This window comes from Shewanella sp. SNU WT4, assembly GCF_006494715.1.
Classification (GTDB): Bacteria; Pseudomonadota; Gammaproteobacteria; order Enterobacterales; family Shewanellaceae; genus Shewanella.
The window spans coordinates 2544729-2558377 of record NZ_CP041151.1; the positions used below are offsets into that span (position 1 = coordinate 2544729).

Below are 13649 nucleotides of genomic sequence, written 5' to 3' on the forward strand. Positions count from 1 at the left end.
AGCACTTAGTTTTTACCTGCGCGCATTACTGACAAACATTGTGGTAAATAAGCGCTAAAGAAAAGAACTATAAACTGACTTTCGCGGTAACATCGGACAAGCGCGTGTCGTTGGTAAACGACTGCATGTCGTAGATATCGGTTCTAAATTGGGGCAAACCAGGGCCCGTCATCCATGCAGTCCAATACACTAGATGCACAGGTACATTATTCTTCAAACTAAACCACTGAGTCTTAGTGGCGTCTCTTTGGGTTAATGACTGCCATTGGCGCGAATTAAACATTTGTTCGTTAGCAATCCACTGCGCCAACTCATCAATTTTATCGACCCGAATACAACCTGACGATAACGCCCGCATGGATTGCTTAAATAAATGTTTGTCCGGAGTATCGTGTAAATAAACATTAAAGCCATTATTAAAGTGCAGCTTATATTTACCTAGTGCATTACTACTACCAGGTTGCTGGATCAGCGAATAAGGAAAGTTACCATTCGCTTCAGCTTGCAACATTTGTGCGTCCAAATTCATGGGGTTACCATTAAAATCAAACACATCAAAATTTCGTTGTGCCAGGTAACTGCCATCTTTGCGAATTTTTGGCAACAAGTCATTGCGTACTATGCTGCGAGGCACTCGCCATGCTGGGTTCACGACTATGTTAGATACTAGACTAGAGAGTACAGGGGTTTGTCTGTCACTGCGGCCAACGATGACCTTAGAGGTCAAGGTTGCTTCACCTTTATCCACTAACACCAATTCAAAGGCTGGAATATTAACAAGCAAATAAGTCGGTTCTAGGTTGCGTAAATACTGAGTTTTCATCACAAAGTTATACGCCAGTAACCGAGCACGCTGATAAGGCGTTTGATTAATCCAATACAGAGTTTGCGGACCAATCACACCATCACTACTTAAGCCATGGCGCGCTTGAAACGCTTTAAGCACACCGACCAATTCTGGTGTTAATTGTGGATTGACTTCATCAACAATAATGCCCTCGCCTTGATCATCTCCTAGTTGCTTGAGCCGTTTAGCTATCGGAATTAAGCTCGCATGCTGATCGCCAGGACGGATCACATGCTCATAGTCAATCGTGGGCCAAGGGTCTTGGCTATGTAGCCACAGTAGAAAACGAATACGATTAGTAACCCATAAGTAATCTTTGGCACGTGGTTCAATAGCAATCGTTTGCGCTAATAAAGAAGCTTGGCTTGGCATGCTTTCTGTCAGTTGCCAAAAATCATATAAGCGCTTTAATATCTGACTGGCCTGTTGCTCGATGGCCTTGAGATCTTGGCCATTGAGGAGTATCAGTTCTGCTTGCCAATCCTTAGTGTCATCTGTCAGGGCCACTAAAGTCACATGCTGCAGCAAGGTATTGCGTACCAGTTCAATATGGTTGTTACTACCATCGAGAGCAACCGCATTAAGGTCTTTAGCATCAAGTGCTTGCTCAGCGTAAAGCATGGCTGGCCACAGGCTTGACATTGTGATTAATGCCGCCAAAAATCCAAGCGTCCGCCGCACTCTCATCATGTTAATCAGCGAGTAAACATACTTGTCACCAAGCATTCAACACTCCAATAATTACTGCGAATTTTAGTCGCTACTAGTATGACAACACAGCCACTTAAGTAAAACACGACAACACAAATATAACGGCAAGATACAAGCAAATTTACAACCGCTGAAATATACCGCATTTACCTGTATTAACGTGAGCTTATGCTGGAGAGTGTTGCTAGTGACTGGTATATAAGTAACAAATTTCTTTATCTGATTTATGATGAACAGAAGTCAATTGATCAAGCACATGGCCAGCAAACAAGACTGCAGTCAAGCCGCCGCAAAACAGCAACTAACTCATATTTTAGCCACTATACAACAAGCACTAATGGAAGGCGAAAAAGTTTATATCCCGCACTTCGGCACTTTTGAGCTGAGATACTTCTTAGCGAAACAAGGCCGTAACCCACAAACCGGCGCTAAGATTGACATTGCTGGCGCTAATCACCCCAGTTTTAAGCCCTCTCCCGCATTAAAAACGTTAGTTAACAGCTAAGTCACGTTTTTTCCTCAGCATGTCTAAGCAAGGAGGCTCATATAATTAAGCACTTTTTTTGCCCTTAATCATAAAAAATTGAAGGAGAGTTAAGATGACTGCTGACTTGAGGGGAAATGATGAGCTATGACGTCATGGGATCATTAATGCAGAGTTGATAGTGCAAGCCCGTAGGTGGGTGCAGGTACCCGCCTATGTATCCATCTCTTTAAAAGACAGATAGCTAAACTGCAGATAAACAAAAGCCCCAACATTACTGTTGAGGCTTTTGTTTCATCTAAAGATGGTACCCGAGGCCAGACTTGAACTGGCACGCTTATTCAGCGAGGGATTTTAAATCCCTTGTGTCTACCGATTCCACCACTCGGGCTTAGCTTTATCTGCAACTAACATTGCAAGTAAACTAATTGATTATTAAGTGTTTCAACTTAATTCGCGAACTCATCGCTTTATATGGTACCCGAGGCCAGACTTGAACTGGCACGCTTATTCAGCGAGGGATTTTAAATCCCTTGTGTCTACCGATTCCACCACTCGGGCTTAGGTTTAACTGCAATTTACACTGCAAATAAACTTAACTGTTATTAAGTGTTTCAACTTAATTCGCGAACTCATCGCTTTAATATGGTACCCGAGGCCAGACTTGAACTGGCACGCTTATTCAGCGAGGGATTTTAAATCCCTTGTGTCTACCGATTCCACCACTCGGGCATTTGTAAATGAACGCCTATTGGCATCCACTTTCAAATATTGTGGAGGCGCGACCCGGAGTCGAACCGAGATCGACGGATTTGCAATCCGCAGCATAGCCATTCTGCCATCGCGCCATTTTTTGTGCACCAATCTAAGATTGGAGCGGCATATCGGGTTCGAACCGATGACCTATACCTTGGCAAGGTATCGCTCTACCAACTGAGCTAATGCCGCATTTTGAGCCTTAACTTCCTTAGCGATTCATAAGCCGTTGACTTAATTATCTTTTCTGCTAGGTCGCCCCTGACTACGAAATGAATTTTACCTTTTTCCGCGCAAGAGTCAACGAAGAATATTAGATATTTGCACCGACTGCGCATTAAGCGATCAACTTGCTAAGAAATCAACCATGATGCTGAATAATAAAGCAAATAATCAACTCAAAACTAACGGTAAGATTGAAGACTACTATGAATGGCAGCCAACCAACCTGCCAAAAAAAGCTTTTTCCTACCTCAAATAACAAAAAAGCGACCGTTAAGGTCGCTTTAGTTGATTACTCTGCTACTAAATCTTTCCAAGCGGCGAGTAAATAGGTCATCATTGACCAGAAGGTTAGAATTGCCGCTATATAGAGTAGGCCATAACTGAAGTAGATAACCCAGTCATTGGGTTTCCATAATAAGCCAATAATCGACAACATCTGCGCCGCCGTTTTATATTTGCCTATCCAAGAAACAGCCACTGTTCCGCGTTTACCAATTTCTGCCATCCACTCGCGCAGGGCTGAAATCACGATTTCTCGACCAATCATCAATAGCGCAGGAATCGTCAACCAAATACTATCGTAGTCTTGCACTAATAGTACTAAAGCAGTGGCAACCATGACTTTATCAGCAACAGGATCTAAAAATGCACCAAATCGAGTTGATTGTTTGAGCTTTCTTGCTGCATAGCCATCTAACGCATCGGTTAATGCCGCAAACCAGAAAACAAAAGCAGTTGCGAAAGCAGCCCATGTAAAAGGTAGATAGAAAAGAACAACAAAAACTGGAAGTAAAAAAACCCTAAACCACGTCAGGGCAATAGGTATATTAAACGGCATCATTTAACCAATTTGTCCAAGGCAACGTCATCTTGCCTGAAAAAACTTACCCTCGCAACGAATCATAGACAGTTTGTGCCATTTCTATGCTAATCCCAGGAACTTTAGCTAATTGTGCGACGCTAGCACTCTTAACCTCTTGTAATCCTCCTAAAAATTGCAGTAATGCTTTACGTCGTTTAGGGCCAATACCGGCAATATTTTCTAAGGTAGATGTATTACGCGTCTTTTGGCGCTTATTCCTGTGACCAGTAATCGCAAAGCGGTGCGATTCATCACGAATATGCTGAATAAGGTGTAAAGCAATAGCATCACCATCCAGTGAAAAGCTTTGCTCGTTATGTCCCCAAATAAGGGTTTCAAGCCCAGGCTTGCGACTCTCGCCTTTCGCAATTCCCATCACGAGTGGTTTAGTCGGCAAGTTGGCAAACTTAGCATCTATGATGGCTTGCGCTTGACGCAGTTGCCCAATACCGCCATCGATAAATACGATATCAGGGACTATGGCTTCTGCCGTTTGTTTATCAAAGCGCCGAGATAAGGCTTGCGACATAGCGGCATAATCATCACCAGGGGTAATTCCTTTAATATTAAAGCGGCGATATTGCGAGCTTTCAGGTCCTTCACGATTAAACACCACGCAAGAGGCGACAGTGCTCTCCCCCATGGTATGACTGATATCGTAACATTCAAGGCGCGCTAACGGCTGAGTTAAGCCCAAAGCAGCTTCTAGCGCGACAAAGCGCTTTTCAATGGTATTGCGATGTGCCAATTTAGTTTGCACCGCATTACTGGCATTGGTCACAGCCAAGCGTAAATAGCTGGCGCGCTCTGCCCGCACGCGAGTCTTAATAGTGATTTTTTTATTTAACGCTTGGGCAATGGCTTGTTCTAGGGCGTTAATTTCTTCAAATTCATGACTTATGATCACTTCATCGGGAAAACTGCGCTGCGCATCGGTATTTAAATAAAACTGCAGCATAAAGGCGCTCAGTACTTCATCCAATTCGGTTTGCGCCGGTACCTTAGGAAAGAAACTGCGGCTACCTAAAATCTTGCCATCGCGAATAAAGAGTAAATGAAAGCAAGCGACGCCATGTTCATATTGCACGCCGATAATATCAAGATCGCCCTGAGTCGAAGACACTTCTTGTTGCTCAGACACTTTTCTTAAGGCTTGAATTTGGTCACGTAACCTAGCCGCCTTTTCAAAGGCTAACTCTTGCGCAGCGCTTTCCATTTGCGCCACTAAATTGGCCACCACTTGCTCATTTTTACCCCGTAAAAATAAGGTAGCCAACCTAACCTGCGCCTGATAATCCTCATCTGAGATTTTACCTACACACGGCGCACTACACCGACCAATTTGATATTGTAAACATGGGCGTGATCGCGACTGATAAAAGACATCGGAGCATTGGCGAATTGGAAATAACTTTTGCAGTAAATTTAGGCTTTCACGAACCGCCCCACCATTGGGATAGGGGCCAAAATATTCACCCGCTTCACGCTTGGCGCCGCGGTGATAGGTCAAACGTGGATGGCGATGGGCTGAGAGTAAAATATAGGGATACGATTTATCATCTCGCAGCAATACATTGTATTTAGGCATGTATTGCTTAATGTAATCGTGTTCAAGAATGAGGGCATCGGTTTCGCTATGGGTTAACGTCACATCAACATTAGCAATATGACTGACTAGCGCTTGCGTCTTAACATGACCGACTTGCTGGCGAAAATATGAACTCAAGCGCTTTTTAAGATCTTTTGCTTTACCAACATAGATGACAATACCTTTGGCATCATACATGCGGTACACACCCGGTTGACTGGGTACGTCACTTAAAAAACGCTTAGCATCAAAAATTGAATTGGGCATTACGCCTCGACAATGAGTTAAAACTGACCTGTGTCGAGCATTTTATAACGAATCGCCAAACGAGTCAGCTCAACATCACCACTAATACCAAGCTTGGCAAACAAGCGATAACGATAGCTGTTAACCGTTTTAGGGCTAAGATTCAGCTGCTCCGAGATATCACTCACCTTATCGCCATTGGTTATCATCATCATGATTTGTAATTCACGCTCAGATAAACTCTTAAATGGGTTTTCATCGGTCTGATTAAACTGACTTAAGGCCATCTGTTGGGCAATTTCAGGGGAAAGATAGCGTTGACCCAGTGCAACTTGGCGAATAGCTTGCAGCACTTCAGGCGGCTTAGCCCCTTTAGTTAAATAACCACTGGCGCCAGCTTGCATGACTTTAGTTGGGAAAGGATCTTCGGTGTGTACTGTCAATACTATGATTTTGGCATGGCTTTGATGGCGTAAAATCTTACGCGTTGCCTCAAGCCCACCAATACCAGGCATATTCATGTCCATCAGGATCACATCGGCTTCGTTATTTCGACACCAAAGTACCGCGGCTTCACCCGTACCGACTTCGCCAACAACTTTAATACCTTTTTCGTCTTCGAGGATCCTACGAATACCCGTTCTAACCAGGTCGTGATCATCAACTAGCAATACAGAGATCAATTGAGTGCACCATCAGACATTTTGTTGTTCCGCATGCTGGCTAATTTAGCCCATACTCCGAGCGATGAAAAGCAAATTCAATCGATTTAACTTAATGAATTAGATAAAAATATCTAATTCGATTAAGGATCACTCAAAAGCATGGTAGAAAATTCATGAGTGACTATAAATGCAATTAATCTGCTTAAGTTATCACGCTACTCATTATTAACTATTACTGATAAAGAGTTTCAACTATTAGTCCAGCGTAACACTCGCTCGCTAAATAGTTAGCAAATTTTCCATAGCAAAAAGCCCGCAACTTTCGTTGCGGGCTTTTCTGAATTTGGCGGAGGAGCAGGGATTTGAACCCTGGATAGGCTATAAACCTATGCCGGTTTTCAAGACCGGTGCATTCAACCACTCTGCCACCCCTCCGTTGGTGCGCATATTACCTAGGAGGGATTAGGCTGTAAACCATTAATTAATAACTCTCAGCTCAAGTGCTCAAAAGCCCAGCAGATGCATCAAAATTAAGACAAAGTGTTCAAATAACTCGCACAACTCCCCATAAGCAGTTATCTAAAACGAGATCTATCTGGAATATACATTGGCAATTGACACTAAATAGTCGCGCGCTCAGTTATTGCAAGGGCCATAACAATAACCCTAATTATGAACTATTTAGTCACATCAATAGTTGCATCAAGAGTTGCATCAAGAGTTGCATCAAGAGTTGCATCAAGCATTGTCTAGACTAATCTTCTAGATAGTGATGGTTAATCTAACACCATCGTTTGTTTCATCATGTGGACAGATAACTGTCCAGAGTTAGTCCCTTAGCAAGGATGCTTATGGAAAACATTGTTTGGTTTAATCGCCATGTTGCCAACAAATGCGCTCCCCGCCTCGGTGGAAGCGCTGATCAACCTTTGTTAACGCTACTGCTATTTGCATTAGTTATAAGCCCTGCTATTGGCAGCGAAATATCCAGCACTACTCAAGATGTGGCCAGTAAGAGTATTAACCTGGCTAACTCAAGCGCGGCGGTAGTTTTCCCATATGCTAATGCTGCCACTGACATCAATAATGACGACACGCTTGTAGTATCAGAACTTTATGGCCCAGTGATACCAAGCAATAACTATGCATTAGTTATTAATATCGACAAATTAATTAATGACTTTGCCCAGCGTCACTTACCCCCGACAGTCATCCAGCAATTTCCTAGCGAAGCCGAGGTTAATACCAATATCCAAGCACAGGATGTGTTTGTCGCCACCCAAGTACTCAGTGACAAGCTTGATGAATTCGGCAAACGCCAAGGCCAATTACCCATGGCACGCATTCAACTACAGGCAACGACCGCTATTCCTGGGGATGTCTATTTACAGTTAGGTATTTGTTTAGACAGCTTAATTAGCGCCATGGCCACCTTAGAAACCAATGTAGCACTGGGTGATTACTATCAAATTAAGCAGATGACCGACCTAAAAACCCCATCCGAGGTCTATGAAAAAATCTTAATAATCAATGAAAAAATCACCCTAATCTTAGCCGCCCTTGCAAATCCCCCCCTGCAGATAAACATGAGTATGGATAAATGAAGATGCAAATACCCCAATTTACCATAGGTAGAAAGTTAGCTATTGGTTTTAGTTCGGTATTACTGGTGATGTTTGCAGCCATTATTTACTCCAACGGCCGCTTAATTGAACTAGATAAAGCCCAAGATACCTTAGTGACTCAAACATTTTCCAACGATGTCGCCGGACTCACTTTACAAGCGGAAATTAGTAAATCCTTGGCAATCATCCACGCCTATCTCATTTTAGGAAAACCTGAGTTAAAAGACCAGCGCCAAGAGGGCTGGATTAACATCGATAATTTATTAGCCCAGCTTAGTGCTGCGGCGGTCGATAGTCCAATCGAGGGCTTTAAAGAAAAAATTAGTAATTTAAAAGAGTTACTGAGCATATATCGCAGCGCACAAGATGAAGTGGAAGCTGTAGCTCATACCGAAAATGAGCAGCCCGCCATGAAGATCTTCAAAAAGGAATTTATGCCGCAGGTAGACGAGGCGCAACGGGCATTATTTGAGCTCTCTCGCTTAGAAGATGAGCTCCCTGCTACCCCAGTTCGAAAAAAATTACTGGGGCTGTTTGATCAATTAAGCTCCAACTATTTAATGATATTAAATTCCGTTGGCTCTTATTTAATGACAGGCGATGTTAAATTCCAGCAAAAGTTTGAGCAATACTGGCAAAAAAACAGTTTGCTGCTCACCAATAATCAACATTTAACATTTTTGACTTCCTTGCAGCGCCAGCAGCTAACTAGCTACCAAGATGCCAGCCAAAAAATGAAGTCATTAGTCTCTAAAATGTTCGCCATTAGAGCAACGACTCAATGGAATATGTCACAACATCTGTTAGCACAGAAAACTAAGCCAGCTGCAGATAACGCGCTGCTCGTGGTTAATGATTTAATTGCCCTGCAAGTTAAGAATGTTGAACAAGAAATTAACGACTTAGGCGAATTAACTGCATCTATCATCACTATCTTACAAGCCTCAGGCTTTTTCGGGCTAGTGCTTGGCATCTTTATCAGCGTCGTTTTTACCCGTTCAGTGGCATTACCCATACTTAGGGCCAAAGCCTGTGTCGAAAATGTCGCTAGCACGGGTGACTATTCACTGCGCCTAGATATCAACACTAAGGATGAACTAGGACAATTAGCGCAATCCTTTAATAGTTTAATGAATGAAACTAAGCATGGCTTATCTGAGTTCAATCACGTCATGGCTCGCATCGTCCAAGGTGATTTAAGCGTGCGCGTACAAGGCGATTACAGCGGCGATTTATTAGCTATTAAGCAAGCAACTAATGCTTCGCTAGAAAATATTGAACAATCCGCTCATCAAAAAATGACTCTCGAAGCTAAATCATTAGTGATTGCCAATGAGAATGCTCAGGTGCGCCAAGCACTAGATAGCGCATCCAACAATATTATGATTGCCGATGGCAATAATGAAATTATCTATATCAACCATGCAGCAACCGCAATGCTGCATTCAGCTGAAGCTGATTTTGGCCGCGATATCCATAATTTTGATCCCAACAATGTGCTTGGCTTATCCATCGATAAATTCTATCGTCAGCAGCAAGTTAACCTATTACAAAATATTACTACGGCTCATCTCAGTGAATTAAAAGTCGGAAATCGGATTATGGCAATCAATGCCATGCCTATGTTTGATACTCAGCGCACTCGTATTGGCACTATGATTGAGTGGCGTGATCGCACCGATGAAGTAGCCATTGAATACGAAGTAGATACCGTCATAGCCGCGGCTGCCTTTGGTGATTTTAGTAAACGCATCAATATGGACAATAAGAATGGTTTCTTCTTCACCTTGGCTAAAGGCCTCAATAATCTATCGGACAATATTGAAAACTCCATTGTCGATATGCAAAGCATGTTAGCGGCCATGGCCAAAGGTAATTTAACCCTACGAATCGATAAAAATTATGGCGGCCGTCTAGGTCAGCTCAAAAGCGATGCCAACCAAACCGTTGAGAAACTGACTGAGGTGATCCTTAAAATTCGTGAAACCGCCGCTACCATTTCTAATACCTCAAGAGAAATTGTCACCGGCAACCAAAATTTAAGTCGGCGTACTGAACTGCAAGCATCATCCCTGCAAACGACGTCATCGAGCATGGATGATATGACCAAAAGTGTGAAGCACAGTGCTGAAAATGCCTTAGCCACCAAAACATTAAGTACAGATGCTCGTATCCGTGCCCGAGAAGGCGGTACCGCCATCACCCGTACCATCAGCGCGATGAAAGAAATTAGTCATGCAAGTAATGAAATCGCTGAAATTGTGGGCGTTATTGATGAAATTGCCTTCCAAACAAATTTATTAGCGCTTAATGCGGCAGTTGAAGCGGCGCGCGCGGGCGATCAAGGACGCGGTTTTGCGGTTGTGGCGGGTGAAGTGCGTAATCTTGCTCAACGCTCAGCAACCGCCGCCAAAGAAATCAAACAACTCATTCAAGCCAGTAATAAGAAAGTCGCCATTGGTGAATCACTAGTGAATGAATCAGGTGTCACCTTAAATGAAATTGTGACCATGATTGAAGCCGTTGGTGACAAAATGGAAGGCATAAGTGATGCTGCCCAAGAGCAAAGCCGTGGGATTGAGCAAGTGAACACCGCCGTAGCGCGTATGGATGATATGACCCAGCAAAATGCGGAATTGGTTGAAGAAGCGTCAAGCGCCAGTGAGAGCATGTGGGCGTTATCGCAAGAAATGACCGAGATGGTCGCTTTCTTTGAATTATTAGAAGACAGAGTCAGCCATACACCCCCATCGGCCCCGTATAAGCCAAACGCCGATGGGATTGATTACCACTTCTTTGACAATAATAATAGCGACGACTGGGAAAAGGAATTTGCTTAACAGCCAAGTTAATTAACCACAATCGCAGCGACGCTCATCACTTTATTGATAACTGTCGCTACGATTATTATATAATTAGTTCATCTCATCGCTCGCCCAGCACCTAGGTCACTATCGGCATCTACGCCCTTTCCTGCCGTGCTCTTTGGCTGTGTCATTCTACTAAGATAATAGCCTTTTACGCTCAGCACTAAACTCCCACCATTTTTGCGCCGGCCCGCCGTCCATATAGCTAACCGCAGCCATAAAGATATCGAGCGTACAGGGATCATGACGGCTATTAGTTAACTGACACAAACGAACATAGAGTTGGTAAGGATCTTGGCCGATTAAATCCTTAGGTGAATGAATGCCAATAGTTCGCAAGTCCTTAATGGTGGCAGGGCCAACATTGGGAATATCGGCAAACTGCGCAATATCTCTATGGGTCATAATAAGTCACCTAATTGTTAGAAGTTAAGCCGTATTTAAACGCCAGCACTGCGCAGCATCAATATACCTATCCAACTAAACCACACAATTTGTCCGAGACCAAAGATGGCGCCTAAATCACTTAAAGGCGGCGCTAGAGTAAGAATACCAGCGACTCCAACCACCATGCCTAAGTAGCCTAATAACCTAGGTAGCGCGCAAGAACGCAGCACCGCGACACTAATGAGCAGTACCCACAAGCCACCAACAATTTCAACGCCGCCGCCAAGACCTTGCTGCACAACACCGATGGCGGCCCATAAAGCGACGGCTTGCTCAATATCCATGGCATACAGTTTAGCGACTGTATCTAAGCCGATACTGGTAATCATACCGCTAGCAATAACTAGACCCGCCCAAATGAAACCAAACACTGTTGCTATGGGCATCAAGGCACTATCACTACCCCTATCATTACTTTTAGCATCGCCTTGTAAACGTTCATGCAGAGCTACCGCTAGCACTAGTCCGAAAATGACATAAATAAATAGGATCCAGCTTTGAAAGATGATGTGTTTATCAAGAATAAAGGAAAGTTTCTGAGCTTGGCTCCAACCATCAGTATTGCCTGGGTTTAGTATCGTCCCCATCACCACAAAACCTATGATGTAAGCAAGCGCTTCAATGAGCGCGGCAATGCCGCCCACTTTCTGTAATGTCATCCTATGCTACTCATCTGTGATGTTTTATAGATAGTGATACAAGAAATCAGGCTATGCCAGTTGTGACGAGGTCTCAACGATAAATTGAGCTATTCATTGGTAACTGTTTGTAAGTGGCTATTCGTAAGTGCCGTAGGCGTAAGTGACTACTTGTAAGTTACTACTCGTAAGTGCCGTACGCATAGTTAAGTAGGTGCCATAAATATAGCGGTGGCGATGCCCTTAGGACTGTAGTCATTAGCGCCAGCAAAGTGAAAGATTTATCAAACACTGAAAACGAAAAAGGCCGCTGATAATCAGCGGCCTTTTTCATTGAATTTGGCGGAGGAGCAGGGATTTGAACCCTGGATAGGCTATAAACCTATGCCGGTTTTCAAGACCGGTGCATTCAACCACTCTGCCACCCCTCCGTTGGTGCGCATATTACCTAGGTAGGCATATGCTGTAAATATTTTTTTTAAAATAATGAACCAATTGAACAGTTTACAAGCAATCGCTGATAAATATCGTTAAAAAACAAGCGTCATGAGCAATAATTATGTGCCTCTTTAAATGGATATACCGAATGTTACCCAAAGAGTCAGCGTTTCGCTCTGGCGGCTTAACATACCTAGAAAGGGAAAAATGACAAAAATGTAAAGACAACAGCAAACTTAAGAGGCAAGTTTCAAGGCACACACGCTTATAGACAACAGAAACAAAAAAGGCCGCTGATAATCAGCGGCCTTTCTCATGGAATTTGGCGGAGGAGCAGGGATTTGAACCCTGGATAGGCTATAAACCTATGCCGGTTTTCAAGACCGGTGCATTCAACCACTCTGCCACCCCTCCGTTGGTGCGCATATTACCTAGGTCAGCGGAGGCTGTAAACGCTTATTTTAAAATAACGAGTCAATTGAACAATTTGCATTCAACTCTTGCTCATTGTGGATAAATAAACCTCGTAACGGTTAAAAATTAAACACGACAAACTCAAATAGCAACAATGAAAACTCAGTGTTCATGAATCTGTGGGCTTAGCCTGTTGGGATGCATCGGCTTGCACGAGTAAGACGACACCAATAGCTTAGGTGATTGGCCTTAGCGACTTACTGCTCCGCCTAACCTAACAACCAAGTCTCTAAGCTTTACAGCCAGGGGGATAAGGTTTAACAGCAAAAACCACGTGCAAAAGCTCAGCTCATGTGATTAACAGCATCACTTAACAAGCAAGATATACTCAGAGGTAAATACTCTAAGGATTGCTAGCAGGGGAGCGACATAGGGACACAATTGAAGGATAGCAAACACTGTGCAACAGACAAGGCCATAAACGCTCAAAATCCACAAACAAAAAAGGCCGCTGATAATCAGCGGCCTTTCTCATGGAATTTGGCGGAGGAGCAGGGATTTGAACCCTGGATAGGCTATAAACCTATGCCGGTTTTCAAGACCGGTGCATTCAACCACTCTGCCACCCCTCCGTTGCTGCGAATATTACGGGCTCAGGCGTTGGCTGTAAAGCGATTATTGCCACGAACAGCACTGATAGCACCAATATTAACCAGATTGCGCATTTTGCCGCCTCAAAAACTCATAACTTCATCCTCTGACTAAGATTTTTAGTGCCAAACACAAACTGTGACGTCATTAAATCTGACTCTATGGTAGTATTTGTTAATGACATC

Annotated in this window: 9 protein-coding genes and 9 tRNA genes; 3 read left to right on the forward strand and 15 right to left on the reverse strand. The window is 43.5% G+C overall.

Features of this window, described 5'->3' with window-relative positions; translation table 11 throughout:
- Window positions 1-67 precede the first annotated feature (67 nt).
- Window positions 68-1489, reverse strand: coding sequence for a L,D-transpeptidase family protein (locus FJQ87_RS11370; RefSeq protein ID WP_168195181.1), 1422 nt, complete (start codon window positions 1487-1489; stop codon window positions 68-70).
- Window positions 1490-1787: 298 nt separating this feature from the next.
- Here FJQ87_RS11370 and FJQ87_RS11375 point away from each other — a divergent pair, with 298 nt between their 5' ends.
- Window positions 1788-2063 carry an HU family DNA-binding protein gene (locus FJQ87_RS11375; protein ID WP_140934090.1) on the forward strand — a complete coding sequence of 92 codons (276 nt, stop codon included), beginning with the start codon at window positions 1788-1790 and terminating at the stop codon, window positions 2061-2063.
- 284 nt (window positions 2064-2347) lie between these two features.
- Here FJQ87_RS11375 and FJQ87_RS11380 read toward each other — a convergent pair.
- The 9 genes from FJQ87_RS11380 to FJQ87_RS11420 all read right to left on the reverse strand — a co-directional run bounded on the left by FJQ87_RS11380 (window position 2348) and on the right by FJQ87_RS11420 (window position 6819).
- A tRNA-Leu gene (locus FJQ87_RS11380) sits at window positions 2348-2433 on the reverse strand.
- Between the two features lie 84 nt (window positions 2434-2517).
- A tRNA-Leu gene (locus FJQ87_RS11385) sits at window positions 2518-2603 on the reverse strand.
- A gap of 85 nt (window positions 2604-2688) precedes the next feature.
- Window positions 2689-2774 (reverse strand) — tRNA-Leu (locus tag FJQ87_RS11390).
- 42 nt (window positions 2775-2816) lie between these two features.
- A tRNA-Cys gene (locus FJQ87_RS11395) sits at window positions 2817-2890 on the reverse strand.
- 24 nt (window positions 2891-2914) lie between these two features.
- A tRNA-Gly gene (locus FJQ87_RS11400) sits at window positions 2915-2990 on the reverse strand.
- 322 nt (window positions 2991-3312) lie between these two features.
- Window positions 3313-3861: a CDP-diacylglycerol--glycerol-3-phosphate 3-phosphatidyltransferase gene (gene pgsA / locus FJQ87_RS11405; protein WP_140934091.1), complete on the reverse strand. Its 549-nt coding sequence runs from the start codon at window positions 3859-3861 to the stop codon at window positions 3313-3315.
- Window positions 3862-3907: 46 nt separating this feature from the next.
- Complete coding sequence (gene uvrC, locus FJQ87_RS11410; protein ID WP_140932737.1) at window positions 3908-5740, reverse strand: excinuclease ABC subunit UvrC; 1833 nt, start codon at window positions 5738-5740, stop codon at window positions 3908-3910.
- Between the two features lie 17 nt (window positions 5741-5757).
- Window positions 5758-6402, reverse strand: a complete 645-nt coding sequence (gene uvrY, locus FJQ87_RS11415; RefSeq protein WP_140932738.1) for a UvrY/SirA/GacA family response regulator transcription factor — start codon at window positions 6400-6402, stop codon at window positions 5758-5760.
- A 326-nt stretch (window positions 6403-6728) separates the two neighbouring features.
- A tRNA-Ser gene (locus tag FJQ87_RS11420) sits at window positions 6729-6819 on the reverse strand.
- A gap of 416 nt (window positions 6820-7235) precedes the next feature.
- Between FJQ87_RS11420 and FJQ87_RS11425 the strand changes: the two genes are divergently transcribed.
- Both FJQ87_RS11425 and FJQ87_RS11430 read left to right on the forward strand, forming a co-directional pair.
- Window positions 7236-7988, forward strand: coding sequence for a hypothetical protein (locus FJQ87_RS11425; RefSeq protein ID WP_140932739.1), 753 nt, complete (start codon window positions 7236-7238; stop codon window positions 7986-7988).
- Between the two features lie 2 nt (window positions 7989-7990).
- Complete coding sequence (locus FJQ87_RS11430; protein ID WP_168195182.1) at window positions 7991-10849, forward strand: methyl-accepting chemotaxis protein; 2859 nt, start codon at window positions 7991-7993, stop codon at window positions 10847-10849.
- Between the two features lie 162 nt (window positions 10850-11011).
- Here FJQ87_RS11430 and FJQ87_RS11435 read toward each other — a convergent pair whose 3' ends face one another.
- The 5 genes from FJQ87_RS11435 to FJQ87_RS11455 all read right to left on the reverse strand — a co-directional run bounded on the left by FJQ87_RS11435 (window position 11012) and on the right by FJQ87_RS11455 (window position 13445).
- Complete coding sequence (locus tag FJQ87_RS11435) at window positions 11012-11281, reverse strand: helix-hairpin-helix domain-containing protein (protein WP_140932741.1); 270 nt, start codon at window positions 11279-11281, stop codon at window positions 11012-11014.
- Window positions 11282-11316: 35 nt separating this feature from the next.
- The gene (locus FJQ87_RS11440) at window positions 11317-11982 is read right to left on the reverse strand and encodes a DUF4386 family protein (protein ID WP_140932742.1); all 666 of its coding nucleotides are present in this window, start codon (window positions 11980-11982) and stop codon (window positions 11317-11319) included.
- Between the two features lie 319 nt (window positions 11983-12301).
- A tRNA-Ser gene (locus FJQ87_RS11445) sits at window positions 12302-12392 on the reverse strand.
- Between the two features lie 330 nt (window positions 12393-12722).
- Window positions 12723-12813 (reverse strand) — tRNA-Ser (locus FJQ87_RS11450).
- 541 nt (window positions 12814-13354) lie between these two features.
- Window positions 13355-13445: transfer RNA gene (locus FJQ87_RS11455), tRNA-Ser, on the reverse strand.
- Between the last annotated feature and the right edge of the window lie 204 nt (window positions 13446-13649).